24 protein-coding genes and 1 tRNA gene are annotated in these 25,482 nt (G+C 66.9%); 20 read left to right on the top strand and 5 right to left on the bottom strand.

Annotated elements, in window-relative coordinates; genetic code table 11:
• Nucleotides 1-155: 155 nt before the first annotated feature.
• From rpsF to ACE3P6_RS09495, 5 genes are all read left to right on the top strand, one after another.
• Nucleotides 156-608 (top strand): 30S ribosomal protein S6, encoded by a 453-nt coding sequence (gene rpsF, locus ACE3P6_RS09515; protein WP_374369741.1) that lies wholly within the window; start codon nucleotides 156-158, stop codon nucleotides 606-608.
• A 20-nt stretch (nucleotides 609-628) separates the two neighbouring features.
• Nucleotides 629-856: a 30S ribosomal protein S18 gene (gene rpsR, locus ACE3P6_RS09510; protein WP_125327012.1), complete on the top strand. Its 228-nt coding sequence runs from the start codon at nucleotides 629-631 to the stop codon at nucleotides 854-856.
• A gap of 12 nt (nucleotides 857-868) precedes the next feature.
• Nucleotides 869-1,438, top strand: coding sequence for a 50S ribosomal protein L9 (gene rplI, locus ACE3P6_RS09505; protein WP_374369731.1), 570 nt, complete (start codon nucleotides 869-871; stop codon nucleotides 1,436-1,438).
• A gap of 164 nt (nucleotides 1,439-1,602) precedes the next feature.
• Nucleotides 1,603-2,613 carry a GSU2403 family nucleotidyltransferase fold protein gene (locus tag ACE3P6_RS09500; RefSeq protein ID WP_374394174.1) on the top strand — a complete coding sequence of 337 codons (1,011 nt, stop codon included), beginning with the start codon at nucleotides 1,603-1,605 and terminating at the stop codon, nucleotides 2,611-2,613.
• Nucleotides 2,614-2,669: 56 nt separating this feature from the next.
• Nucleotides 2,670-3,602 (top strand): DMT family transporter, encoded by a 933-nt coding sequence (locus ACE3P6_RS09495; protein WP_374394171.1) that lies wholly within the window; start codon nucleotides 2,670-2,672, stop codon nucleotides 3,600-3,602.
• A gap of 74 nt (nucleotides 3,603-3,676) precedes the next feature.
• Here ACE3P6_RS09495 and tig read toward each other — a convergent pair whose 3' ends face one another.
• Nucleotides 3,677-5,011, bottom strand: coding sequence for a trigger factor (gene tig, locus ACE3P6_RS09490; RefSeq protein ID WP_374394168.1), 1,335 nt, complete (start codon nucleotides 5,009-5,011; stop codon nucleotides 3,677-3,679).
• Nucleotides 5,012-5,160: 149 nt separating this feature from the next.
• Nucleotides 5,161-5,245 (bottom strand) — tRNA-Leu (locus ACE3P6_RS09485).
• Between the two features lie 176 nt (nucleotides 5,246-5,421).
• Between ACE3P6_RS09485 and ACE3P6_RS09480 the strand changes: the two genes are divergently transcribed.
• The 6 genes from ACE3P6_RS09480 (at nucleotide 5,422) to pstA (ending at nucleotide 12,954) form a co-directional block, all read left to right on the top strand.
• The gene (locus ACE3P6_RS09480) at nucleotides 5,422-5,904 is read left to right on the top strand and encodes a Hint domain-containing protein (RefSeq protein ID WP_374394165.1); all 483 of its coding nucleotides are present in this window, start codon (nucleotides 5,422-5,424) and stop codon (nucleotides 5,902-5,904) included.
• A 48-nt stretch (nucleotides 5,905-5,952) separates the two neighbouring features.
• Nucleotides 5,953-7,344 carry an aldehyde dehydrogenase family protein gene (locus tag ACE3P6_RS09475; RefSeq protein ID WP_374394163.1) on the top strand — a complete coding sequence of 464 codons (1,392 nt, stop codon included), beginning with the start codon at nucleotides 5,953-5,955 and terminating at the stop codon, nucleotides 7,342-7,344.
• The gene (locus ACE3P6_RS09470; protein ID WP_374394160.1) at nucleotides 7,341-8,924 is read left to right on the top strand and encodes a GMC family oxidoreductase; all 1,584 of its coding nucleotides are present in this window, start codon (nucleotides 7,341-7,343) and stop codon (nucleotides 8,922-8,924) included. Before ACE3P6_RS09475 ends, ACE3P6_RS09470 begins: the two co-directional genes overlap by 4 nt.
• A gap of 105 nt (nucleotides 8,925-9,029) precedes the next feature.
• Nucleotides 9,030-10,079 carry a PstS family phosphate ABC transporter substrate-binding protein gene (locus ACE3P6_RS09465; RefSeq protein WP_374394157.1) on the top strand — a complete coding sequence of 350 codons (1,050 nt, stop codon included), beginning with the start codon at nucleotides 9,030-9,032 and terminating at the stop codon, nucleotides 10,077-10,079.
• A gap of 62 nt (nucleotides 10,080-10,141) precedes the next feature.
• Nucleotides 10,142-11,614, top strand: a complete 1,473-nt coding sequence (gene pstC, locus ACE3P6_RS09460; RefSeq protein WP_374394154.1) for a phosphate ABC transporter permease subunit PstC — start codon at nucleotides 10,142-10,144, stop codon at nucleotides 11,612-11,614.
• Nucleotides 11,611-12,954, top strand: coding sequence for a phosphate ABC transporter permease PstA (pstA, locus tag ACE3P6_RS09455; protein WP_374394152.1), 1,344 nt, complete (start codon nucleotides 11,611-11,613; stop codon nucleotides 12,952-12,954). The genes pstC and pstA overlap by 4 nt, the downstream gene beginning before the upstream one ends.
• Here pstA and ACE3P6_RS09450 read toward each other — a convergent pair whose 3' ends face one another.
• Nucleotides 12,955-13,737, bottom strand: a complete 783-nt coding sequence (locus tag ACE3P6_RS09450) for a LuxR C-terminal-related transcriptional regulator (RefSeq protein ID WP_374394148.1) — start codon at nucleotides 13,735-13,737, stop codon at nucleotides 12,955-12,957.
• A 102-nt stretch (nucleotides 13,738-13,839) separates the two neighbouring features.
• On the opposite strand from ACE3P6_RS09450, the gene ACE3P6_RS09445 reads away from it, so the two are divergent.
• The 5 genes from ACE3P6_RS09445 (at nucleotide 13,840) to ACE3P6_RS09425 (ending at nucleotide 19,229) form a co-directional block, all read left to right on the top strand.
• Complete coding sequence (locus ACE3P6_RS09445) at nucleotides 13,840-14,595, top strand: nitrilase-related carbon-nitrogen hydrolase (RefSeq protein ID WP_374394145.1); 756 nt, start codon at nucleotides 13,840-13,842, stop codon at nucleotides 14,593-14,595.
• Entirely contained in the window at nucleotides 14,595-16,676 is a 2,082-nt protein-coding gene (locus ACE3P6_RS09440) for an FAD-dependent oxidoreductase (RefSeq protein WP_374394142.1), read from the top strand. Before ACE3P6_RS09445 ends, ACE3P6_RS09440 begins: the two co-directional genes overlap by 1 nt.
• A 145-nt stretch (nucleotides 16,677-16,821) precedes the next feature.
• Nucleotides 16,822-17,244, top strand: coding sequence for a RidA family protein (locus ACE3P6_RS09435; RefSeq protein ID WP_374394139.1), 423 nt, complete (start codon nucleotides 16,822-16,824; stop codon nucleotides 17,242-17,244).
• Nucleotides 17,241-17,912 (top strand): DUF1028 domain-containing protein, encoded by a 672-nt coding sequence (locus ACE3P6_RS09430; RefSeq protein ID WP_374394136.1) that lies wholly within the window; start codon nucleotides 17,241-17,243, stop codon nucleotides 17,910-17,912. Before ACE3P6_RS09435 ends, ACE3P6_RS09430 begins: the two co-directional genes overlap by 4 nt.
• 102 nt (nucleotides 17,913-18,014) lie before the next feature.
• Nucleotides 18,015-19,229, top strand: a complete 1,215-nt coding sequence (locus tag ACE3P6_RS09425) for a flavin-containing monooxygenase (RefSeq protein ID WP_374394133.1) — start codon at nucleotides 18,015-18,017, stop codon at nucleotides 19,227-19,229.
• A gap of 48 nt (nucleotides 19,230-19,277) precedes the next feature.
• Here the strand turns inward: ACE3P6_RS09425 and ACE3P6_RS09420 are convergent, their stop codons facing one another.
• Complete coding sequence (locus tag ACE3P6_RS09420) at nucleotides 19,278-19,739, bottom strand: MarR family winged helix-turn-helix transcriptional regulator (protein ID WP_374394131.1); 462 nt, start codon at nucleotides 19,737-19,739, stop codon at nucleotides 19,278-19,280.
• Between the two features lie 2 nt (nucleotides 19,740-19,741).
• Nucleotides 19,742-20,371: a maleylacetoacetate isomerase gene (gene maiA, locus ACE3P6_RS09415; protein WP_374394128.1), complete on the bottom strand. Its 630-nt coding sequence runs from the start codon at nucleotides 20,369-20,371 to the stop codon at nucleotides 19,742-19,744.
• Between the two features lie 97 nt (nucleotides 20,372-20,468).
• Between maiA and hmgA the strand changes: the two genes are divergently transcribed.
• From hmgA to ACE3P6_RS09395, 4 genes are all read left to right on the top strand, one after another.
• Nucleotides 20,469-21,833 carry a homogentisate 1,2-dioxygenase gene (gene hmgA, locus ACE3P6_RS09410; RefSeq protein WP_374394126.1) on the top strand — a complete coding sequence of 455 codons (1,365 nt, stop codon included), beginning with the start codon at nucleotides 20,469-20,471 and terminating at the stop codon, nucleotides 21,831-21,833.
• 71 nt (nucleotides 21,834-21,904) lie between these two features.
• The gene (gene fahA / locus ACE3P6_RS09405) at nucleotides 21,905-23,161 is read left to right on the top strand and encodes a fumarylacetoacetase (protein WP_374394123.1); all 1,257 of its coding nucleotides are present in this window, start codon (nucleotides 21,905-21,907) and stop codon (nucleotides 23,159-23,161) included.
• Between the two features lies 1 nt (nucleotide 23,162).
• Complete coding sequence (locus tag ACE3P6_RS09400; RefSeq protein ID WP_374394121.1) at nucleotides 23,163-24,113, top strand: MBL fold metallo-hydrolase; 951 nt, start codon at nucleotides 23,163-23,165, stop codon at nucleotides 24,111-24,113.
• A gap of 4 nt (nucleotides 24,114-24,117) precedes the next feature.
• Nucleotides 24,118-25,482 (top strand): FAD-dependent monooxygenase (locus ACE3P6_RS09395; protein ID WP_374394117.1); only part of this gene is annotated, 1,365 nt, incomplete at its 3' end.

The following is a 25,482-nucleotide window of genomic DNA, read 5'->3' as shown; positions in this document are numbered from 1 at the left end:
GACAGACCTGCCCTTTGGCCTTGCGCGGACGGCGGACATCTGTATAAGGCCGCATCCTTTCCGCTTATCCATGAACCGGCGATGCCTCTCGTGGACGGGCTGCGGACAAGGTTTCGCCCGTCCTATGAAGCCGCCCCGAAACGAAGGAAGTCTGCATGCCCTTGTATGAGCATGTCTTCATCGCGCGCCAGGACCTGTCCAACGCGCAAGCCGAAGGCCTTATCGAACACTTCTCGACCGTCCTCTCGGACAACGGCGGCAAAGTCGTTGAGAACGAGTACTGGGGCGTCAAGACGATGGCCTACAAGATCAACAAGAACCGCAAGGGGCACTATGCCTTCCTGAAGTCGGACGCGCCCGCCGCTGCCGTGCAGGAAATGGAACGCCTGATGCGGCTCCACGACGACGTGATGCGTGTGCTGACCATCAAGGTCGACAAGCATGCCGAAGGCGTCTCGGTCCAGATGCAGAAGCGCGAAGAGCGTGACGGCGACCGTGGGGATCGTGGCGACCGTGGCGGTTTCGGCGGCGAGCGTCGTGAGCGTCCGTCGTTCGGCGACCGTCCCGACCGTGGTGAGCGCCCGTCGTTCGGCGCCCCGCGTCGTTGATCTGGAGATAAGGACACATCATGGCGAACAAACCGTTTTTCCGCCGCCGCAAGGTTTGCCCCTTCTCGGGCGACAACGCCCCGGCGATCGACTACAAGGACACCCGTCTTCTGCAGCGCTACATCTCGGAGCGCGGCAAGATCGTCCCGTCCCGCATCACCGCAGTCTCGGCGAAGAAGCAGCGTGAACTGGCCACGGCCATCAAGCGCGCCCGCTTCCTGGCCCTGCTGCCCTATGCCGTGAAATAAGGAGCGACGCACATGCAAGTCATCCTTCTGGAACGTGTGGCCAAGCTTGGCCAGATGGGCGAGGTCGTGAACGTCAAGGACGGCTACGCCCGCAACTTCCTCTTGCCGCAGGGCAAGGCCCTTCGCGCGAACGACGCCAACATCAAGTCGTTCGAAGTGAAGAAGGCCCAGCTGGAAGCCACCAACCTGGAAACCCGCAAGGAGGCCGAGGCTGTCGGCGCCAAGCTGGACGGCCAGACCTTCATCGTGATCCGCTCGGCGTCTGACGCCGGCGCGCTGTACGGCTCGGTCACACCGCGCGATGCGGCCGAGGCCGCGACGGAGGCGGGCTTCACCGTGGGTCGTGGCCAGATCGTGCTGGACCGCCCGATCAAGGACTTGGGCCTGCACACGGTTTCCGTGTCGCTGCACCCGGAAGTCGCGGTGAAGATCAAGCTGAACGTCGCCCGCTCGGCGGAAGAGGCTGAACTGCAAGCCTCGGGCAAATCGGTGGCCGAACTGGCTGCCGAAGCCGAAGCCCAGGCCGAGTTCGAGATCGCCGAACTGTTCGACGAAATGGGCGCGGCTGCGTCGGAAGAATAAGCCTTTCCTGTCAAGGAATTGCGAAACCGCGCCCGGGAATCCGGGCGCGGTTTTCGTTTGAGGCGGCGATCATGTACTACACGCCCCACAGAATGTAGTACATAAAGCTTGCCCGCGCTCCCGCGCTCATGTACTACACTCGATATCAAATGTAGTACATAGCCATGCAAAGACTGAGCGCCATCGCCCATGCGGCCTACATTGACTTGCGCAGCGCGTTGATCGACGAAGCGGCAAGCGAGATCATCGGAACACCGCGACTGGAGAAGCGCGGCGGGAAGACCTACTGGTACGACATGTATCGTGTCGGCAGTGACGTTCGAAAGCGATACATTGGCGAAGATACGCCCGAAACGGCGGACAGGATCGCCCGGCTTCATGACATCAAACAGGCCGGAGAGGCCCGCGCCGCAGACCGCACCCGGCTGATCCGCGTGTTGCGGGCAGAAGGGGCGCAGACCACCGATCCCGCAACCGGATCGTTGCTCGCCGCTCTGGCACAGACGGGCACCTTCCGGCTTGGTGGCACCATTGTCGGAACCAATGCCTTCCGGCTCTATGAATGCGAACTGGGCATCCGCATCCATAGCAGCGAGATCATGCAGACCGGCGATCTCGACATCGCGCAGTTCGAGCGCCTTTCGCTGGCACTTGGCGACACCGTCGAAACACCGCTCAACGACAGTTTCAAGGCACTGGATTTCGCGCCGATCCCCTCGATCAACCACCGCTCCGTCTGGCGCTGGCGCCAGACCAAATCCAACACGCTGGTCGAATTTCTCACCCCCTCGTTCCGGTCCGAGGAGGACATCCGCGAGCTGCCTGCCCTGGGCGTCGCCGCACAGTCGCTGCATTTCCTGAACTACCTGATCGCCGAGCCGATCAAGGCGGCCGCCCTTTATCGCTCGGGCGTTCTGGTGCAGATCCCCCGCCCCGAGGCCTACGCCATCCACAAGCTCATCGTCGCCGACCGCCGCCAGGGCCCCGACCAGCTGAAATCCCGCAAGGACCGGGCGCAGGCGGTGCTGCTGATCGAAGCGCTGGCCGAGGACCGCCCCGACGAACTGCGCGAGGCCTATCAGGACGCGGTGGAACGCGGGCCGCAATGGCGGGCGCATCTCGAAGCGACGCTGAAGCGGATGCCGGAAACCGCCGCAAAGCTTGCCGCGCTTTGACAAGTGGCTGTCGGCAAGGGACAAGCCGAAGGGCCGCGCCCGGCTAGCGTGGCCCCATGCAGACGACCGTCACCCAACGCGGCATCCTTGCCCTGGTCCTCGGGATCGCGATCTTTTCCGTGCAGGACGTGATCCTGAAGCTTCTGTCGGGCGACTACCCGCTGCATCAGGCTATGGTGATCCGCAGCCTGACCGCCCTGCCCTTCCACCTGGCCATTGTCTGGTGGTTTGACGGGCGGCTCTCCACCATCACGACGCCCGGCTGGTGGAAGATGCTGGCGCGGGGGCTGCTGAACTTCGTGGCCTATACGGCGTATTACCTTGGCCTCGCCTACCTTCCGCTGGCCGATACCATCGCGCTTTTCTTCACCAGCCCGCTTTTCATCACCCTGACTGCCGTCCTGGTCCTGCGCGAGCGGGCGAATCCGGCCTCGCTGGTCGCGGTCGCCGCGGGCTTTGCCGGGGTGCTGCTGGTGGTGAAGCCGGGCGGGAACGGTTTCGACCTTGCGGCCCTGTTGCCGATCCTTGGCGCGCTTGGCTATGCGCTGTCGATGATTGCGGCCGGACGGCTGGGCCGCACCGAATCCGCCGCGGCGATGGCCTTCTGGGGCAACATCTGCTTCCTGCTCTGCGCGCTGGTGCTGTCCGCCATCTACGGCTCGGGTGCCCATGCCGGTGCCTCGCATCCTTCGCTGGCCTTCCTGACCCGGGGCTGGGTCACGCCGCCGATGACCGACCTTCTCCTCATGGCTTCCTGTGGGATGATCGCGGCTGTCGGGCTGACGCTTCTGACCTATGCCTACCGCATTGCCCCTTCGTCCAGCATTGCGCCCTTCGAATACAGCTTCATGTTCTGGGGTGTGCTCTGGGGCTGGCTGTTCTGGGACAACATCCCCGACCCGCTGGCCTGGGTCGGCATCGCCGTGATCATCGGCGCGGGGATGATCGTCATTCGCAAGGACGAAGCCCCCGCCGCCGTCGAGGCCTGATCCAAACCACCGGAAACGAAAAGGCCGCCCCCGAAGGCGCGGCCTGATCTTCCCTGAAGGACCTGACCGGCCTCTTACATCTCGTCCAGCGCCTCGACGGCCTTCTGGAGCTTCTCCTTCGAGATTTCCTTCTCGGTCACTTTGGCCAACCCGACCAGATGGTCGACGACCTTGTCTTCGAAGACCGGCGCGCGCAGCTGCTGCTGCATCTGCTGGTTCTTCTGCACGAATTCGAAGAACTGCCGCTCCTGCCCCGGATACTGGCGGGCGGCGGCCAGCACGGCCTGGGTCATCTCGGCGTCGGTCACGGTGACTTCGGCCTTGCGACCGACTTCGGCCAGCAGCAGGCCCAGACGCACCCGGCGCTCGGCCAGCTTCTTGTGCTCGTCCGTCATCTCGATATGGCCGTGGTTGTGGCCGTGCTCTTCCGGGTGCTCTTCGTGCCACAGCTGGTGGGCGATCTGGTTGGCTTCCGCCTCGACCAGGTTGGCGGGGAGGTCGAACTTGACCATCCCGTCCAGCTGGTCCAAGAGCGAGCGCTTCAGAACGGCGCGGGCCGCGCCCTGATATTCGGCTTCCAGACGCTCGGCGACCTGGGCCTTCAGCGCGGCGAGGTCGTCGGCGCCGAACTTCTTCGCCAGCTCGTCGTCGATCTCGGCGGCTTTCGGTTCTTTCACCGCCTTCACCGTGCAGGCGAAGACCGCAGCCTTGCCGGCGAGGTGGGCCGCGCCGTAGTTTTCCGGGAAGGACACGTTGACCGAAACCTCGTCGCCGACCTTGGCGCCGACCAGCTGGTCCTCGAAGCCGGGGATGAAGGACTTGGAGCCCAGCACCAGCGGGTAGTCCTCGGCCGAGCCGCCCTCGAACAGCTCGCCGTCGACCGAGCCCTTGAAGTCGATCACGATCTGGTCGCCGTCCTTGGCCTTGGCGCCCTTCTTGCGGTCATCGTAGGACTTGGCGGAACCGGCGAGGTTCTCCAGCGCCTCGGCGATGGCCTTGTCGTCGGCCTTCACGACCAGCTTCTCCAGCTTGATCTTGCCGGCATCGACTTCCGGGATCGGAGGCAGCGCGTCATAGGTCATCTCGACCACGACATCCTGGCCCTCTTTCCAGTCTTCGCCACCGACCATCTTGACTTCGGGCTGCAGCGCCGGGCGGTCGCCGGACTTGTCGAAGTGGTCCTTCATCGCGGCGTCGATGGCTTCCTGCATCGCGTCGCCCAGGATGCGGGTGCCGAACTGCTTTTTCAGGATCGCCAGCGGCACCTTGCCCTTGCGGAAGCCCTTGATCTCGACCTCGGGCTGCGCCTCGATCAGCTTTTCCTGGACCTTCGCGTCCAGTTCGGCCGCCGTCACCGTGATGGTGTAGCCGCGCTTGAGGCCTTCGTTCAGGGTCTCGGTGACCTGCATGGGGGGACGTCCTTCCTAAGCTTCTCTCGGGCGCTGATGCGCAATAGTTCACAGGCACAGGGCGGAACCCTGCGCGCGTTGGGCGGGCTAATAGCAAAGCCTTTCGTCCGATGTAAGGGGGAATCGCCAGTCTGCGCGACGGGACCGGCTGGTGCGGGTGAAGGGACTTGAACCCCCATGCCTTGCGGCGCTGGAACCTAAATCCAGTGCGTCTACCAGTTTCGCCACACCCGCGTGGCGGCCTTCTAGCAAAGCCTTTCGTCGGGGGCGAGGGGCAAAGCGCCGCCCCATTCCCGCCACAACCGCAGCGGGATCAGGCCACAACTGCCCAGAAATGACCGAACCCGCATCGAACGCCGACCACAAACCCGCGCCAGTCTGGCGACAGGAATTGATGCGAGGGAATGGAAATGGACGCCGAAGCGCCGTTTTCCAGATCGGCAGGCGGGGCGGGAATGTCGCCCAAGCCGGGCATGTTGGCGGGCACGATGGTGCGCACGCTGGAAGGCGTGCTTCCGGTCGAATACCTGACCCCGGGCGACCGGATCGTGACCCGGGCGGGGATGCGGCGGCTGGCCTCGGTCTCGGTCGTGGCGCGCAAGATGGTCGATCTCGTGCGCATCCGCGCCTCGACGGTGGGCCATGACCGGCCCGACCAGGACCTGCTCTTGTCGCCCAGTCAGCCGGTGGTGATCCGCGACTGGCGGGCGCAGGCGCTGTATGGCGTGACCGCTGCGGCGATCCCGGCTGCAAGGCTGGCGGATGGCGAATTTGTCTGCCTGGAAACCCATCGCAATGTGCGGCTTTTCACCCTGCGCTTCGACGACGAGGAAGTGATCTACGCCGAGGGGCTGGAGCTGGCCTGCCCCGCTTTTCTGCCGGAACTGGCCTGACGTCGCGTCGCACTGGGTTTGACCGAAGGATCGGCTAAGGTCCGGGTCATGGACCAGTCAATCGCCACCCTTTTCGCAAGGATAAAGGCCGGGAACGACGCCCGCCGGGCCGATTTTGGCCTGGCCGAGCGCCGTGCGGCGCTGGACCGGCTGGCCGATGTCGTGCGTCGCAACGAAGCCGCCATCGTTACGGCGCTGAAAGCCGACCTTGGTCGCCCCGAGGCCGAGACGATCCTGACCGACTACCTTCCCGTGTTGCAGGAAATCACCCACGCCCGCCGCCACCTGCGCCGCTGGATGCGCCCGCGCCGGGTCTGGCCGACGCTGGCCACCTTCGGCGCCTCGGGCCGGGTCGAGCCACAGCCGCGTGGCACCTGCCTGATCATCGCGCCCTGGAACTTCCCCTTCCAGCTCGCCCTGGGCCCCCTCGTCTCCTGCCTTGCCGCCGGGAACGCGGCGATCCTGAAGCCGTCCGAATTGACCCCGGCCACCAGCGCCCTCGTTGCCCGGATCGTGACCGAAACCTTCCCGCCCGGCCTCGTCGCCGTGGTCGAGGGCGACAAGACGGTGGCGGAAGCGCTGCTGGCCCTGCCCTTCGACCACATCTTCTTCACCGGCTCGCCCGCCGTGGGCCGGATCGTGATGGCGGCGGCGGCGAAGACCCTGGCCTCGGTCACGCTGGAGCTGGGCGGCAAGTCGCCCGTCATCGTCGGTCCCGACGCCGACCTGAAGCAGGCGGCGGACTGGATCACCTTCGGCAAGTTCGTGAATGCCGGCCAGACCTGCATCGCCCCCGACCACCTGTATGTCCATGCTTCGGTGAAGGATGCCTTCATCGCCGCCCTTCGCGCCCGGATTGCGCGCGCCTATGGCTCGGGCGCAGCGTCGCCCCACCTGACCCGCATTGTCAGTCCGTCCCATGCCGCGCGCCTGTCAGCCCTGATCGCCGATGCGGTGGAGAAGGGCGCGCTTCTGCCGCTGGCGTCCGGGCAGGAGGGCCAGTCCATCGGCCCGCACCTGATCGAACACACGACGCCGGATATGCGGCTCTTGCAGGAAGAGATCTTCGGCCCGATCTTGCCGATCCAGCCCTACACCGATACCGACGCGGTGATTGCCGCGATCAACGCCCAGGACAAGCCGCTGGCGCTTTACATCTTCGACCGCGACCGCAGCCGGGTCGAGGAGATCACGCGCCGCACCACCTCGGGCACCGTCGGGATCAACCTGACCCTGCTGCACTACACCCACCTGAACCTGCCTTTCGGCGGCGTGAACACCTCGGGGATCGGGGCGGCGCATGGCGAGGCGGGCTTCCGCGCCTTCAGCCATGACCGCGCGGTGCTGCGAAACCGCTTCCTGCTGCTGCCGCTTCTCTTCCCGCCCTACGGACCCCGCGTCATGCGGCTGATCGGGCTGGTCAAGCGGGTGCTGGGATGAGCTTTCACTACATCATCGTCGGCGCGGGCTCGGCCGGATGCGTACTGGCGAACCGGCTCTCGGCCAACCCCGCCACCCGCGTCTGTCTGGTCGAGGCCGGGCCGCCCGACCGCAACCCGATGATCCACATGCCCTTCGGGCTGGCGGCGCTGGCGCAGATGCGCTGGCTGAACTGGGGGTATGAGACCGCGCCCGAACCGCGACTGATGAACCGCCGCCTCTACTGGCCGCGTGGTCGGGTGCTGGGCGGTTCAAGCTCGATCAACGCGATGATCTACATGCGCGGCCATCCACAGGACTATCGCGACTGGGCAATGGCGGCGGGGCCGGACTGGGACTGGCCGCAGGTGCGGCAGGTCTTCAAGGAACTGGAGGACAACCGCTATCTGACGGATGACCACCACGGCCAGGGTGGGCCGCTGACGGTCAGCAATCTGGTGCAGCCGAACCCGCTGTCGCGTGCCTTCGTGCAAGCCGGGGTCGAGTGCCAGTACCGGCTCAACTCCGATTTCAACGGAGCCGACCAGACCGGCGTGGGCCTCTATCAGGTCACGCAGAAAGACGGCCAGCGCTTCAGCGCGGCGCGGGCTTTCCTGGACCCCGCGCGCAACCGGTCGAACCTGACCCTCCTGACCGGCGCCCAAGTCCATCGGCTGCGCTTCGACGACCGCCGGGCCACCGGCGTCGAGCTGCGCGACCGGGTGCTGCCGCTGGCCGAGGGTGGCGAGGTGATCCTGTCCGGCGGCGCGATCAACTCGCCACAGCTTCTGCTGCTGTCCGGGATCGGGCCGGGCGAACAGTTGCAGGCGATGGGCATCCCCCTCCTGCACCATGCGCCCGAGGTGGGCGGGAACCTCGCCGACCATCTCGACATCACCGTGCAGGCCGCCGCGCGCGACCGCAGCGCCATCGGCATTGCGCCCACCTTCCTGCCCCGCGCGCTCCGGGCCTCCTGGGCCTACCTGCGCCGGGGCCGGGGCGAGTTCACCTCGAACGTCGCCGAGGCGGGGGGCTTCGTCGCCTCCGACCCCTCCCGCGACCGGCCCAACCTGCAATTCCACTTCATCCCAGCCTACCTGCACGACCACGGGCGGCGGCTGTCGCTCGGCTATGGGATGACGCTGCATGTCTGCGACCTCTTGCCGAAAAGCCGGGGCCGCATCAGCCTTGCCACCCCCGACCCGCTAGCCCCGCCCCGGATCGAGGCGAACTACCTTTCCCACCCCGACGACCTGCCGGTCCTCATGACCGGGCTGAAGATCGCGCGCAGGATCACGCAGGCCCCCGCCCTTGCCCGCCACATCACCCGCGAAACCCTGCCCGGCCCCTCCGTCATCACCGATGCGCAACTTGAGGCCGATATCCGCGCCCGGGCCGAAACGATCTACCACCCGGTCGGCACCTGCCGGATGGGCAGCGACGCCGCCTCGGTCACCGATCCGCAGGGCCGTGTCCGGGGGGTAGAGGGGCTGCGCGTCGTCGATGCCTCGCTGATGCCGCAGATCATCGCGGGCAACACCAATGCCCCCACCATGATGATCGCCGAAACCATCGCCCGCCGGATGCTCGGGCCTGCCTGACCGTCACACAGCTTTTACATTCCTGCAATCCAACCGTCACGCAGCGGGTCTAGAGCGCTGTCATGCCGCCCCAAGCAAGGGCCGCACGATCTCAGGAGTGTTCCGATGAAATCCGCCTACCTCACCGCGTCGATCCTGGCCTTCGCCGCCGCGATGCCCGCCGCTGCCCGCGACCAGATCCAGGTCACCGGGTCGTCGACCGTGCTGCCCTATGCCACCATCGTCGCCGAGGCCTTCGGCGAGAACTTCGACTTCCCGACCCCGGTCGTGGAAGGCGGCGGTTCGGGCGCGGGCCGCAAGAAGCTGTGCGAGGGCGTGGGCGAGACCACCGTCGACATCGCCAACTCCTCCAGCCGCATCTCGCAATCGGACATCGACCTGTGCAAGGCGAACGGCGTGGACGAGATCATGGAAGTCCGCATCGGCTATGACGGCATCGTCTTCGCCAGTGCCGTGGCCGGACCCGACTTCGCCCTGACCCCCGCCGACGTCTACAACGCGCTGGCCGCCAAGGTCGTCAAGGATGGCGCGCTGGCCGACAACGCCGCCGCCCAATGGGCTGACGTGAACCCTGCCCTTCCCGCGCAGGACATCCTGACCTTCATCCCCGGCACCAAGCACGGCACCCGCGAAGTCTTCGACGTGAAGGTGATCGAGGCGGGCTGCAAGGAAACCGGCGCGCTCGACCTGTTCAAGGCCACCGCCGAAGGTGCCGATGACAAGGAAAAGGAAGCCAACGCCAAGAAGGCCTGCAACGAGCTGCGCACCGACGGCAAGTCGGTCGACATCGACGGCGACTATACCGAGACCCTCGCCCGTCTGGATGCCGACAAGAACGCGGTCGGCGTCTTCGGCCTGTCCTTCTACCAGAACAACACCGACAAGCTGAAGGTCGCGACCATGTCCGGCGTCAGCCCCTCGACCGAGACCATCGCCTCGGGCGAATATCCGGTGTCGCGCCCGCTCTACTTCTACGTCAAGAAGGCCCATCTCGGTGTGATCCCCGGCCTGAAGGAATACATCGAGTTCTTCGTCAGCGACGACATGGCCGGCCCGGACGGTCCGCTGGCCGAATACGGCCTCGTCTCCGACCCGGACCTGAAGGCGACCCAGGCCGCCGTGGCCGCCGAGACCCCGATGGGTCCGCTGGAATAAGCCGGTCGGGCGGGGTCCATCGGGCCCCGCCCATTCCCTTTGTCCCTGATCCGAAGCGTGCCATGTCCGCCCTGATCCTTCTTGCCCTGATCCCTGCCCTCGGCCTGCTGGCCTTTGTCCTTGGCCGCAGCCGGGCGCTGTCCGCTGCCGGGGGCGATCCGCGCCGGTTGCATTCCCTTCCCGGCCACTATGGCTGGCATGCCGCCCTGATGACCGCCCTGCCCGCGCTGGCCGTGCTGATCCTGTGGTCGCTGCTGCAGCCACTGGTCATCCAGCATGAGACCGGCGCGCTTCTCGCGCCCGAGGCCCTTGCCAGCGACACCGCCTTTACCCTGGCGATGGATGACGTGCGCCGCCTGGCCGAGGGGCTTGACCGTGCCGTTGCGCAAGGGGTGATGACCGCCGACGAGGCCGCCGATTTCGGAACCGCCGCCGCGACCGACCTCGACGCGCTCAAGGCGCGGCTGGGACAGGTCGGCGTCGCGCTTGGGTCGGACCTTTCCCTGCAATCGGTTGATGCTGCGCAACACTACCGCGAACTTGCCGGAACCGGGGCGATGGGCCGCAGCCTTGCCGTGGTGCTGGCCGCTCTGGCCGGGCTGGCCTACGGCCTCACCGCCACCCGCCCCGACCTGCGTGCCCGCAACCGGGTGGAGCGCATCCTGCTTGGCGCCTTGATGCTTGCCTCGTCGATCGCCGTCCTGACCACCGTCGGCATCGTCTGGTCGATGTTCGCCGAAAGCCTCGCCTTCTTCCGCCAGTATCCCGCCGCCGACTTCTTCCTTGGCCTGACCTGGAGCCCGAACTTCAAGGGCGGATCCGACCTTGGCGTCCTGCCGCTCCTTTGGGGCACGCTCTACATCTCGGTGATCGCGATGATCGTCGCGGTGCCGCTCGGGCTCTACACCGCGATCTACCTGTCGGAATATGCCTCGCCGCGCTTCCGCGCCTGGGTCAAGCCCGCGATCGAGGTCATCGCCGGTATCCCGACGGTCGTCTTCGGCCTTTTCGCGCTGATCACCGTGGGGCCGCTTCTGCGCGACTGGCTGGCCGAGCCGCTGGGCCTGGGCAATTCGGGGTCCTCGGTGATGACGGCGGGGCTGGTGATCGGAATCCTCAACATCCCCTTCGTCTCCTCACTGGCCGATGACATCCTGAATGCCGTGCCGCAATCGCTGCGCGACGGGTCTTATGCGATGGGCGCCACCCCGTCCGAGACGGTGAAGCAGGTCGTCCTGCCCGCCGCGCTGCCCGGCATCATGGGCGCCGTCCTGATGGCCGCCAGCCGCGCCATCGGCGAGACGATGGTCGTGGCGATGGGCGCGGGTGCTGCCGCGAAGCTCAGCCTCAACCCGTTCGAGGCGATGACGACGATGACCGTCAAGATCGTCAGCCAACTGACCGGCGACACCGACTTTGCCGCGCCCGAGACGCTGGTCGCCTTCGCGCTTGGCATGACGCTCTTTGTCCTGACGCTGGGGCTGAACATCCTCGCGCTGAAGATCGTGCGGAAATACAAGGAACAATACGAATGACCGCCGTCCCTGCCCCCGCCCGTTCCGCAGCCGGTTCGCTTCTGTCCGCCGATGCCGGCATGAGCCGCCGCCGCCGCGCCGAGGCCCGGTTCCGCAGCTACGGCATCCTCGCCATCGCCGTCAGCCTTGCCGTGCTGGCACTGATGCTGATCACCGTCTTCTCGGACGGGATCACGGCGTTCCGACAGGCGAAACTGAGCTTTCCCGTCACGCTCGACACCTCCGTTCTTGACCCCGATGGCAACCGCGACCCGGCAGAGATGTCCAGGATCACCACGGTGGGCTACGGCAAGGTGCTGGCCCGGTCCTTCGCCGCAGTGCTGCAGAGCCGCGGCATCGACACCGCCGGGCTGAAGGACAAGGCGATTGCCGAACTGATCTCGAAGGATGCGGCGGGAGCCTTGCGCGCGCAGGTGCTGGCGGACCCCGGCCTTGTCGGCCAGACCCTCGAGCTTTCCATCCTCGCCGGCGGCCGGATCGACGGCTATCTCAAGGGCCGGGTGACGATGGAGAGCGCGAAGCTGGACAGCAACATCAGCCCCGACCAGCTGCGCCTCGCCGACCGGCTGGTCCAGGCCGGGATGCTGGGCCTGCGCTGGAACAGCGGGTTCCTGACCAATCCCGATGCCTCCGACCAGCGGCCCGAGGCCGCAGGCCTTGGCGTGGCGATCCTCGGCTCGCTCTACATGATGATCCTGGTCGCGGTCCTGTGCGTGCCCGTCGGCGTCGCCGCCTCGATCTACCTTGAGGAATTCGCACCGAAAAACCGCTGGACCGACCTGATCGAGGTCAACGTCGCGAACCTCGCCGCCGTCCCCTCCATCGTCTTCGGCATCCTCGGCCTTGCGATCTTCATAAACTTCGCCGGATTGCCCCAGTCCTCCAGCCTGGTCGGCGCGCTGGTGATCTCGTTGCGCACGCTGCCAACCGTGATCATCGCCACCCGCGCCTCGATCCGGGCGGTTCCACCCTCGATCCGCGACGCGGCGCTGGGGATCGGTGCCTCGAAGATGCAGACCGTGCTGCACCACGTCCTGCCGCTGGCGATGCCCGGCATCCTGACCGGAACGATCCTGGGCCTTGCCGTGGCGCTTGGTGACACTGCACCGCTCCTCCTGATCGGCATGGTCGCCTTCGTCGACAACTACCCCTCACTGCCGGTCGATGGCTTCCTGGACCCGGCGACCGCCCTGCCGGTGCAGGTCTATTCCTGGGCGACCCGGTCGGACCCCGCCTTCATCGAACGCTCGAACGGCGCGATCATCGTGCTGCTCGGCTTCCTCCTGGTCATGAACGTCGCGGCTATCCTGCTTCGCCGCAAGTTCGAACGCCGCTGGTGATCAGCCCAGAAGCGGCAGCATCAGCGAGAACAGCTCGGCCTGGGACGAAATCCCGCAGCGCTGGTAAAGCTGCTTGCGGAACACTTTCACCGTCTGCGGCGACACCCCCAGCTTCAGCGCAATAGAGGGCGTCGAATGACCGCGCAGGATCAGCAGCGCCACCGTGGCCTGCCGCGGCGACAGCGCGATGCCCTGCCGCCCCGCCGCCGCGATCAGAAGCGTCGGCGTATCCTCGACCGGACCGGTGCCGCCTTCCAGCTCGCGCCATTCCGCCCGCGCCAGCGCCGCGATCACCGGCGCCATGCGCCCGCAGGCTGCCAGTTCCTCGGCCGAGAACAGCCGCCCCGACCGCGCATCCCGGCCAAGGCACAGGTTCAGCGACAGGCCTTCCGCCAGCGGCAGCACGAAGGCGATCTCGTCGATCAGCGTAGTCTCGCCGAAATACTCGGTGAAATACCGGCTGCGCTGGAAGGCATCCGGCGCGATGTCGCGGATGCGGTAGGCCCCGTCCGGCGCCCGTGCGAGATGCAGGTCATAGTAGGGGTCCAGCCGGAAGGCGCCTGACAGATAGCCGGTCTCCAGCCGCGCGAAGACCCGGGGGTTGGCGGCCCGGCGCAGCAGAACCAGCGGCGGCCCCGCATCGCGATAGGCCATCACGATCAGGTTGTCCGGCGCGGCAAGCGCGAGGCAGACCTGCCACAGCGCCTCGGCAAACCCCTCCTGCCGCAGGCTGGCGATCGCCTGCGCGAGGGTCGTTTCGACAGTGCGGGGTGGTTCGGCCATGCGCTATACCTCGTTGGGGGTATATACCCCCGTTGATCGCCAGCATAGGGTGTTTGCCGTAGTCTCGGGGGTATGCTCCCCCGGATGACGCGGAGCCGAATCATGCGACTGGCCCTCTGGCAGGGAACATCCCCCGCCGCCGATATCGACGCCGCCTGCGCCGAGGCCGAGTCCGCGCTGGCCGCCGCCTCTGCCCTGGGCGCCGCCGCCCTCGTCCTGCCCGAGATCTGGCTGCCCGGCTACAACCAACCCGACATTCCCGCCCGCGCCCTGCCGCTCGACAGCCCGCCCCTCCGCCGCCTTGCCGCAGCCGCCAGGCACCATTCCACCGCCCTCGTCACCGGCTATGCCGAGCGTGACGGCGACCGGCTCTACAACTCTGCCGCCTGTTTCGGCCCGGACGGCGCGCTGCTTTGCAACTACCGCAAGGTCCAGCTCTACGGCCCGCGCGAACAGGCGCTCTACACGACCGGAGACAGGTTGCCGATCTTCCGGATTGGCGAAGAAACTGCCGCAATCCTGATATGTTACGATGTGGAGTTCGCACCGCATGTGAAGTCCGTCTCCGACCGCGGCGCGACCGTGATCCTGTGCCCGACGGCGAACATGCTGCCCTTCACCCATGTCGCGGATCATACCGTTCCGGCGATGGCCGCGAACCACGGCCTGGCCATCGCCTACGCCAACTACTGCGGGACCGAGGGGGACCTGACCTACACCGGCAGGTCCACCATCGCGGGCCCGCACGGCGAAATCCTGGCCCGTGCGGCGGAAACCCCGGCCCTTCTGGTCGCCGACATCCCGCGCCGCGATCCGGCGCGGCTCTCCACCCAATCCGCCGACCTGAAGGTGCTCTGATGCCCCGCGACTCCCGCCACGACATCCTGTTCACCCCGCTGCAGATCGGCCCGAAGACGGCGAAGAACCGCTTCTACCAGGTCCCGCACTGCAACGGCGGCGGCTACCGCGACCCCTCCGCCGTGGTCGAGATGCGCCGAACCAAGGCCGAGGGCGGCTGGGGCGTGATCTTCACCGAACAGACCGAGATCCACCCGACCAGCGAAATCACCCCCTTCATCGAACAGCACCTGTGGGAGGACAAGGACATCCCCGCGCTGGCCCGCATGGCCGAGGCGATGAAGTCGCATGGCGCGCTGGCAGGCATCCAGCTGGCCTATTCCGGCATCAACGGCCCGAACCTCTATTCCCGCGAGGTGCCGCTGGCGGTCACCGGTGGCCCGATCCTGACCTTCACCTCCGACCCGGTGCAGGCCCGCACGATGGACAAGGCGGATATTCGCGACCTCCGCCGCTGGTTCCGCAACGCCTTCCGCCGCAGTCAGCAGGCGGGCTTCGACCTGATCTGCCTTTACGGCGCGCATGGCTTCGGCATCCTGCAACACTTCCTGTCCCGCGCCACCAACCACCGGACCGACGAATACGGCGGAAGCCTGGAAAACCGTGGCAGGTTCCTGCGCGAAGTCGTTGAAGACCTTCGCGAAACCACCAAGGGCGAACTCGCCGTCAGCCTGCGCATGTCGCTGCACGAGGCCGGGGCCTACGGCTTTTCCAACGCCGAACTGCGCGACTTCATCGCCATGCATGGCGAATTGCCGGACATCTGGGACCTCGCGCACGGCACCTGGGAAAACTGCTCCGGCACCTCGCGGTTCAAGCCGGAAGGCGCGCAGGAAGACCTGGTCCGCGGCATCAAGGAACTTACCCCGAAACCCGTCGTCGGCGTCGGCCGCTTCACCTCGCCCGACGCGATGGTACGCCAGATCAGATCCGGCGTGCTCGACTTCATCGGCGCGGCACGCCCCTCGATCGCCGACCCTTTCCTGCCCTTGAAGGTGGAAGAGGGCCGCTACGAGGACATCCGCGAATGCATCGGCTGCAACATCTGCGTCAGTGGAGACATGACCCAGGGCATCAGCCGCTGCACCCAGAACACCGCCTTCATGGAGGAATGGCGCAAGGGCTGGCACCCCGACCGCGCGCGGCCCAGGGGCGCGTCCGAAAGCGTGCTAATCGTCGGCGCGGGTCCGACCGGGCTGGAGGCCGCGCTGCAGGCTGCAAAGCGTGGCTACAAGGTCACGCTGGCCGAAGCTTCCACCAGCCTTGGCGGTCGTGTCGCGAAAGAGCGCGCGCTCCCCGGCCTTTCGGCCTGGGGCCGCGTCGCCGACTTCCGCACCGGCCAGATGGCGGTGATGCCCAACGTCGAAATCTACCGCGACAGCCCGCTGACAGCGGAGGATGTCCTCGCAATGGGGGCCGACCACGTCGCCATCGCCACCGGGGCAAGCTGGCGTCGCGACGCGGTGGCGCGGCTTCACCTGCACCCGATCCCGACCGATCCGGCGATGGCCGTCTATACCCCCGACGACCTGATGGCGGGCCTTGCGCCCTCCGGCCAGACCGTCGCGCTGTACGATGATGACCATTTCTACATGGGCTCGGTGCTGGCGGAACTGCTGGTCGCCAAGGGCAACCGCGTCCACTTCATCACCCCGGCGGTGAAGGTCGCCGAATGGACGGACAACACCCTGGAACAGGGCACGATCATGCGCCGGTTGCTGGAGATCGGCGTCGAGATTCACCTCAGCAAGGCGCCAGAGGCCATTGGCGCAGCAGAGATGACCCTCGGCTGTACCTGGACCGGGCGGCAGACCGCGCTTTCCTGCGAAGCGGTTGTCCACGTCACCTCGCGCAACCCGAACGATGGCCTCTTCCACGCCGCGCGCGCCCTCGACTGGCGCGAGGCGGGCATCCGCAGCCTGCACCTCATCGGCGACGCCGCCGCCCCCGGCCCGATCGCCTGGGCCACCTATGCAGGCCGCGCCTGGGCCGAGGGCCTAGACCAGCCCGACCGGGGCGACGCCCTTGCTTTCCGCCGCGAGATCACCGCGCTCGAACCGGGAGCTTCGCGCTTGCCATGACCCGCGTCCCGGCATTTTCTGTCCACGAATATCCCCGCCGGAGGCACAGCCGAGGTTCTGCGTGTTCTTCACGCGCAGGGCCGAGACAAAAGGCTCGCGCCGCAAGGCGCTCATTCTGAAAACCGCCCGTTACGAAGGACCGACGATGACCCACTTCCGCCACCGCAAGTTCAACACCAAGGACACCTATCCCGAGCAGAAGCTTGACAACGACCTGTGTCAGGCCGTCGTCGCGCGGGGGCGGACCGTCTTCCTGCGCGGCCAGTGCCCGCAGGATCTGGACACCGCCAAGGACATCGGCAGCCATGATCCGGTCGAGCAGACCCACAAGGTGATGCAGAACATCCGCCAGCTTCTGGAAGAGGTCGGCGGGAAGATGGAGCACCTGTGCAAGGTCGTGGTCTACCTGACCGACGTCCGCCACCGCGAGGCGGTCTACCGGACGATGGGCGAATACATCAAGGGGGTGCATCCCGTCTCGACCGGGGTGGTCGTCACCGCGCTGGCCCGACCGTCCTGGCTGGTGGAAATCGACGGCACCGCAGTCATCCCGGACGACGCGGAATGACCTTCTCCATCGTCGCCCGCTGCGCCCGGACCGGGCAGTTCGGAATGGCCATCTCCTCCTCCTCGCCCGCCGTCGCGGCGCGCTGCGCCCATGTCCGGGCGGGCGTGGGGGCGGTGGCGAGCCAGAACATCACCGACCCGGCGCTGGGGCCCTTGGTGCTGGACCGGCTGGAGGCGGGTCTCCCGGCCGCCGAGGCCCTTGCGACCGTCACTGCGGACCGCCCGCACGTCGACTACCGGCAGCTGCTGGTGGTCGACCGGGCGGGTCGGACGGCGATCCATTCCGGGCGGCAGGTGCTGGGCATCTGGGGCGAGGCCAAGGCCACCGATTGCGCGGCGGGGGGGAACCTTCTGGCGGGCGAGCTGGTGCCGATGGCGATGGTCGAGGCCTTCTCGACTTCGAAAGGGCATCTGGGGGAACGGCTGATGCTGGCGCTGGAGGCCGGGCTGAAAGCGGGTGGAGAGGCCGGACCGGTGCATTCCGCCGGGCTGAAGGTTGCCGACCGACTGACCTGGCCGTTGATCGACCTGCGGATCGACTGGGCTGACGATCCCGTGGGCATGCTGCGGCAGGCCTGGGAGGTCTATGCCCCGCAGATGGCCGCCTATGTCCAGCGGGCAGAGGACCCGACCCAGGCCCCCTCATACGGGGTGCCGGGGGATGAGTGAGGCGGCTATGTCCACGGTGGACAGAATTTTCAACCGTTTGAAATCAGTCACTTGCGCGCGGACGTTCAGGAATTCTTAACTTCTGGAAAAGGGGCTTCGGCCATGACGGAATCCATTCACACCCTTGTCATCGGCGGCGGGCAGGCGGGCGTTGCCTCCTCGGCGCATCTGCAGAAGCAGGGCGTGCCGCATCTGGTGCTGGAACGCGACCGCATCGCGGAACGCTGGCGGAGCTGGCGCTGGGACAGCCTGGTCGCCAACGGCCCGGCCTGGCATGATCGCTTCCCCGATGCCGAGTTCACCGAGCTGGACCCCGACGCATTCGCCCCGAAAGAGGCGGTGGCCGACTACTTCGTCCGCTTTGCCGGGGACCGGAACCTGCCGATCCGCACCGGGGTCGAGGTGACCAAGCTGGAGCGCACCGGCGACGGCTTCCGCGCCACCACCTCGCAGGGCGCCATCGAGGCGCGGAACGTCGTCGTCGCCACCGGCCCGTTCCAGAAACCGGTGATCCCGACCGTCGTCACCGACCCTTCGATCGTGCAGATGCATTCCAACAGCTACCGCAACCCCGGCCAACTGCCCGAGGGCGCGGTGCTGGTCGTCGGCGCGGGGTCGTCGGGCGCGCAGATCGCCGAGGAACTGGTGCGGGCCGGGCGCAAGGTCTACCTCTCGCTCGGGCCCCATGACCGCCCGCCGCGCCGCTACCGGGGGCAGGATTTCGTCTGGTGGCTGGGCAAACTGGGCAAGTGGGACATGAAGGCGCCGACGCCGGGCACGGAACATATCACCATCGCGGTGAGCGGCGCCTATGGCGGGCACACGATGGACTTCCGCCGCCTTGCCGGGCTGGGCGTCACGCTGCTGGGCCGGGCCGGTTCCTACAGCGACGGGGTGCTCCATTTCGCCGATGACCTGCGCACCAATATGGAGAACGGCGACCGCAACTACCTGTCGGTGCTGGACGAGGCGGATGCCTATGCCAAGGCCAACGGCCTGGACCTGCCGGAAGAGCCCGAGGCGCGCAAGCTCTTGCCCCTGCCCGGTTGCGTGACACATCCGACGCTGGAGCTGAACCTGAAGCAGGACGGCATCACCAGCATCATCTGGGCGACCGGCTTCCAGTTGGACTTCAGTTGGATCGACCTGGACGTGTTCCAGCCGGATGGCCGCCCGCGCCACAAGGAAGGCGTGAGCGAGGTGCCGGGGCTTTACTTCGTCGGCCTGCCCTGGCTGTCCTGCCGGGGGTCGTCCTTCATCTGGGGCGCCTGGAAGGACAGCGAGCGGTTGGCTGGGCTGATCGCGGCAAAGGGGTGAGCGGATCGGTGCGCTGTAGCGCACCCGCAGGGCACGGGGAGGGGTCGCTCACTCCTCCTCGGGTGTTTCGTCCGATTGCAGCGCGATGATCTCGCGCAGGATGGCGTCGACCCGCGCGGAAATCTCCGGGCCGAGACGGGCGCGCAAGGCGGCGTCGAACGCCTGCGCGTGCTGGCCAATCTCGGCAAAGAGCGTGCGGCCCTTCGGGGTGAGCGACAGGTTTTCCGCCCGGCGGTCGTCGGGGCTGGTGGAACGGGTGAGAAGCGCTTCGGCCTCAAGCCCGGCCACGGCACGGGAGACCTTGGTCTTCTCGATATGGCTGAGGCGGCAGATGTCGCGGGCGGTCATCGCGCCGAAGCGGCCGAGGTTGGCCATGACGCGCCATTGCGTGCGGGTCAGGCCATAGCGGGCGCGGTAGGTGGCCTGGAAGCCGCGGCTGGTGGCTTCGGCCGCCTGGTTCAGAAGGTAGGGCAGGAAGTCCTGCAGGTCGAAATCGCCGCCCTTTGCCATGCTCAGGCCCCCGGTTTCACGCGGTCGGGATGGGCGGCGGCGACTTCTGGCAGCGCCTCCATGCGGGCGGTGATGGCGGCAATGCGGGGGAACGGGGCCAGGTCCACCCCCCAGCGGTGCGCGTTGTAGACCTGGGGGACAAGGCAGAGATCGGCAAGGCCGGGGCTGGTGCCGTGGCAGAACGGGGTGTCGCCGGTCAGCATCGGCTCCAGCCCCTGAAAGCCGAGCGTGATGAAATGGCGCATCCAGCCCGCCATCGTGGCGCTGCCGCCGAGGGAGACGGCATGTTGGGCGACGCGGAGGTTGCAGACCGGCTGGATTTCCATCGCCACCGCGCAGGCCAGCGCGCGGGCGCGGGCGCGGGCGGCGGGGTCGGCGGGCAGGAAGCCTGCGGCGCGGGTTTCGTCGAGGTATTCCAGGATCGCGAGGGACTGGGTAAGGCGGAGGCCGTCGATGTCCAGCACCGGGACAAGGCCTTGCGGGTTGGCCTTGAGGTGACGGGGGTCGCGCTGCGCGCCGGTGGTCAGGTCGACGGGGACCGAGCGGTAGGCAAGGCCGATCAGGTTCAGCCCGATCCGCACCCGGTAGGCCGAGGAGGAGCGCCAGTAGTCGTAGAGGATCACGTCTGTCATGGGCTGGCTTTAGCCGGTTCAGGATTGCTTGTCATGTTAAGCTTGACTTGGTTGCACATGCAACTATTAATCGAGTCGAACGGAGGAGGAGGACCCGATGACCCGCCATGCGCTTCCCCAAGGCATGATCCGTGCCGCAGGCATCGCCGGCCCGCATGAGGGCTACATGCCGGGCTTCGGCAATGATTTCGAGACCGAGGCCCTGCCGGGCGCCCTGCCCCAGGGCATGAACTCGCCCCAGAAATGCAACTACGGGCTTTACGGCGAGCAGCTTTCGGGCACCGCCTTCACCGCGCCGAGCCACCAGAACGAACGGACCTGGTGCTATCGCATCCGTCCCAGCGTCAAGCACACGCACCGGTTCCGGAAAATCGAGGTGCCGTTCTGGAAATCGGCGCCGTGCATCGACCCCGATATCATCAGCCTGGGCCAGTACCGCTGGGATCCGGTCGGGGTGCCTGCGGACCAGAAGCTGACCTGGATCACCGGCATGCGGACGATGGTGACGGCGGGGGACGTGAACACCCAGACCGGCATGGCCAGCCACATGTACCTGGTGAACGCCTCGATGCAGGACGAATATTTCTTCTCGGCCGACGGGGAATTGCTGGTCGTGCCGCAGGAGGGTCGGTTGCGGTTCTGCACCGAGCTTGGCGTGATCGACCTGGAACCGCGCGAGATCGCCATCCTGCCGCGGGGCCTTGTCTACCGGGTCGAGGTGCTGGAGGGCCCGGCGCGGGGCTTCGTCTGCGAGAATTACGGGCAGAAGTTCATGCTGCCGGGGCGTGGGCCGATCGGGGCCAACTGCATGGCGAACCGGAGGGATTTCAAGACCCCGGTCGCGGCCTTCGAGGACCGCGAGGTGCCGTCGACCGTTACGGTGAAATGGTGCGGGCAGTTCCACGAGACGAAGATCGACCATTCGCCCTTGGACGTGGTGGCCTGGCATGGCAACTATGCGCCCTGCAAATACGACCTCAATACCTATTGCCCGGTGGGCGCGGTGCTGTTCGATCACCCTGACCCGTCGATCTTCACCGTCCTGACCGCGCCGAGCGGCATCGAGGGGACGGCGAACATCGACTTCGTGCTGTTCCGCGAACGCTGGATGGTGGCGGAGAACACCTTCCGCCCGCCCTGGTACCACAAGAACGTCATGTCCGAGCTGATGGGCAACATCTACGGGGTCTATGATGCCAAGCCCAAGGGCTTCGTGCCGGGGGGGATGAGCCTGCACAACTGCATGCTGCCGCACGGGCCGGACAAGGGCGCCTTCGAGCATGCCTCGAACGAGCCGATGGTGCCGGTACGCCAGTCCGAGACGATGAGCTTCATGTTCGAGACCCGGTTCCCGCAGCACCTGACGCCCTTTGCCGCGCAGGCCGGGCATCTGCAGGAGGATTACATCGACTGCTGGGGATCGCTGGAGAAGAAGTTCGACGGGACGCCGGGCGTCAAGTGACAGGCGGCGGACCGGGGGTTTCACACCCCCGGACCCCCGTGGGATATTTTCGCAAAGATGAAAGAGGGTAGATGCCGCTCCTCCGCTCCTGGGTCGACAGCGCCAATGCGCCGGACCATCCGTTTCCGCTGAACAACCTGCCCTGCGGGGTCTTCTCGCTAATGGGCGAGGAGCCGCGCTGCGGGGTGGCCATCGGGGATTTCGTGCTGGACGTGGCCGCGCTGGAGGAAGCGGGGCTGCTGGAGCTTCCCGGTGCGCCGCTTCTGGACGTGCCCTACTGGAACGAGGTGATGGAGGCGGGGCCGGAGGTCTGGGCCGCCCTGCGCGCCCGGCTGACCGCTCTGCTGGCCGAAGGCTCAGGCGAACGGGCGGCGGTGGTGGCACATCTGGTTCCTAGCGCCAAAGTGGCGCTGCACCTGCCGTTCCTGGTCAGCGAATACACGGATTTCTATGCCGGGCGGCACCACGCCACCAATGTCGGCACCATGTTCCGGGGGGCGGAGAATGCGCTGCCGCCAAACTGGCTGCATATTCCCATCGGCTACAACGGGCGGGCGTCCTCGGTTGTGGTCTCGGGCACTCCGGTGCGGCGGCCCTGGGGGCAGGTCAAGGGGCCGGACCATGCGGTGCCGGCCTTCCAACCCTCGCGCCGGTTCGACATCGAGCTGGAACTGGGAGCGGTGGTCGGGGTGCCATCGGACGGGCCGGTGACGGTGGCCGAGGCGGATACGATGATCTTCGGCTATGTCCTCTTGAACGACTGGTCGGCGCGGGACATCCAGGCTTGGGAATATCAGCCGCTGGGGCCGTTCCAGGCCAAGGCGACGGCGACGACGATTTCCCCCTGGATCGTGACGAGCGCGGCGCTGGAGCCGTTCCGCGTGTCCACGCCCCCGCGCGAGGTGCCACTGCTGCCGCATCTGCGGGAGCCAGGGCCGATGCTTTATGACATCGCGCTGGAGGTCGGGCTGACGCCGGAGGGGGGCCGCGAGACGGTGATTGCGCGCACCAATTACCGCGAGATGTATTACTCGGCGGCGCAGCAGCTGGCGCATCACACGACGAGCGGGTGTCCGATGAACACCGGCGATCTTCTCGGCTCGGGCACGATCTCAGGACCGACCAGGGACAGCCGGGGGAGCCTTCTTGAGCTGTCCTGGGGCGGCAAGGAGCCGATTGCCATTCAGGGCGGCATGCGCAGCTTCATCGAGGACGGCGATACGCTGGTGTTGCGCGGTGTGGCACGGGGGCAGGACTATACCATCGGCTTCGGGGACTGCGCCGGACAAGTTCAGGCGGCGCTTGAAGATCCTTACGCAAGGACATGACATGACAAAAGCTTTCGCATCGCAGGGCGACCTTGCGGAGAAGTCCATCAGCTTCACCCAGATCGGCGAGGGGCTTTATGCCTTCACCGCCGAGGGCGACCCGAATTCGGGGGTAATCATCGGCGACGACTCCGTGATGGTGGTCGAGGCGCAGGCCACGCCGCGGCTGGCGCAGAAGGTGATCGACTGCATCCGGGGGGTGACGGACAAGCCGATTTCCCATGTCGTGCTGACCCACTACCATGCCGTGCGTGTGCTGGGGGCCTCGGCCTTCCAAGCACCGCAGGTGATCATGTCGGAAGCCGCCCGCAACATGGTGGCCGAGCGCGGGCAGGAGGACTGGGACAGCGAGTTCCAGCGTTTCCCGCGTCTGTTCCAGGGGCATGAGAGCATTCCGGGGCTCACTTGGCCGACCACCACCTTCAACGGCAGGATGACGGTCTGGCTGGGCAAGCGGCGGGTGGATATCCTTCAGCTTGGCCGGGCGCATACGGCGGGGGATGCGGTGATCCATGTCCCCGACCAGAACGTGATGTTCACCGGCGACATCGTCGAGGCGCATTCGGCCTGCTACTGCGGCGACGGCCATTTCGCGGACTGGGGGCCGACGCTGGAGGCGATCCGGGGTTATGACCTCGACGCCATTGCTCCCGGTCGGGGCAATGCGGTCATCGGGCGGAAGGCGGTGAACGGGGCGCTGGACCGGACGGCGGATTTCGTTGCCTCGACCTACAGACCCGTCGCCCGGGTCGCGGCGCGGAATGGCTCGCTAAAAGAGGCCTGGGACGCAGTCCGCGCCGAATGCGACCCGAAGTTCAAGGACTACGCGATCTACGAACATTGCCTGCCGTTCAACGTCGCCCGCGCCTATGACGAGGCGCGCGGCATCCACCACCCCCGCATCTGGACCGCTGCGCGCGATCTGGAGATGTGGGCGGCCCTTCAGGGGTGAACTGATGCCGTACGACTACCGCCCGTTCCCCTATGTCGCCCCGCCCGGCCTTCGCAGCCCCGAGCCCCGGCACAAGGTCGTCATCGTCGGGGCCGGGCCCATCGGGCTGGCGCTGGCCATTGATCTCGCGCAATACGGCGTGCCCTCGGTGGTCTTGGACGACAACAACGTCGTCTCGGTCGGTAGCCGCGCGATCTGCTGGTCGAAGCGGGCGCTGGAAGTGCTGGACCGGCTGGGGGTGGGCGAAAGGTGCGTCGAGAAGGGCGTGATCTGGAAGGTGGGCCGGACGCTCCACCGCGAGGATGAAGTCTGGACCTTCGACCTGCAGCCCGAGCCGGGGTACAAGATGCCGGCCTTCGTGAACCTGCAGCAGTACTACGTCGAGGAGTATCTGGTCGCGCGGGCGCTGGAGTTTCCGGGGCTGATCGACCTGCGCTGGAAGAACCGGGTCACGGGGCTGGTTTCGGGTGACGGGGTGGCGCTGACAGTGGAGACGCCGGACGGGTCCTACGCGCTGGAGGCGGACCATCTGGTCGCCTGCGACGGGGCGCGGAGCGATGTGCGCGGCATGCTGGGGCTGGATTTCGACGGGGAACTCTTCGAGGAGCGCTTCCTGATCGCCGATATCGAGATGACCGGGGATTTTCCGTCGGAACGGCGGTTCTGGTTCGAGCCGCCCTTCCATGCCGGGCAATCGGCGCTGCTGCACAAGCAGCCGGACAACATCTATCGGATCGACCTGCAACTGGGCTGGGACGCGGACCCCGAGGCGGAGCGGACGCCGGAGCGGGTGATCCCGCGGATCGAGAAGGCGGTGGGGCACAAGGATTTCCGGCTGGACTGGGTGTCGGTCTACACCTTCCAGTGTCGGCGGTTGGCGCGGTTCGTGCATGGCCCGGTGATCTTCTGCGGCGATTCCGCCCATGTCGTCAGCCCCTTCGGGGCGCGCGGGGGGAATGGCGGGTTGCAGGATGTGGACGCCTTGGGCTGGCGGCTGGCCCATGTCGCGAAGGGTGGCGATGCGGGTGTGCTGAACGCCTATGACCGCGAGCGGCAGCACGGGGCGGACGAGAACCTGCTCAACTCGTCGCGCACCACGCGGTTCATGTCGCCCGCGCCGGGGGTGGAGCGGTGGTTCCGCGATGCGGTGCTGGCGCTGGCGGGCAAGGCGGCTTTCGCACGGCCGCTGGTCAATTCGGGGCGGTTGTCGGTGGCCTGCACCTATCCCCTGACCGGGCCGGACGACCCCGCCCTGCCCCAAGCTGCCCGTCCGGGCGCAGTGGCCCCGGATGCGCCGCTGGCCGAGGGCTGGCTGATCGACCGGCTGGGCCGCGAGACCGTGCTGAGGGCCATCGGTCAGCCCGCCCCC

It is taken from the genome of Tabrizicola sp. (genome assembly GCF_041911175.1).
In the GTDB taxonomy this organism is placed as follows: Bacteria; Pseudomonadota; Alphaproteobacteria; order Rhodobacterales; family Rhodobacteraceae; genus Tabrizicola.
Note: the sequence above shows the minus strand (reverse complement) of the source record. Positions and strands in the feature narration are given on the sequence as shown.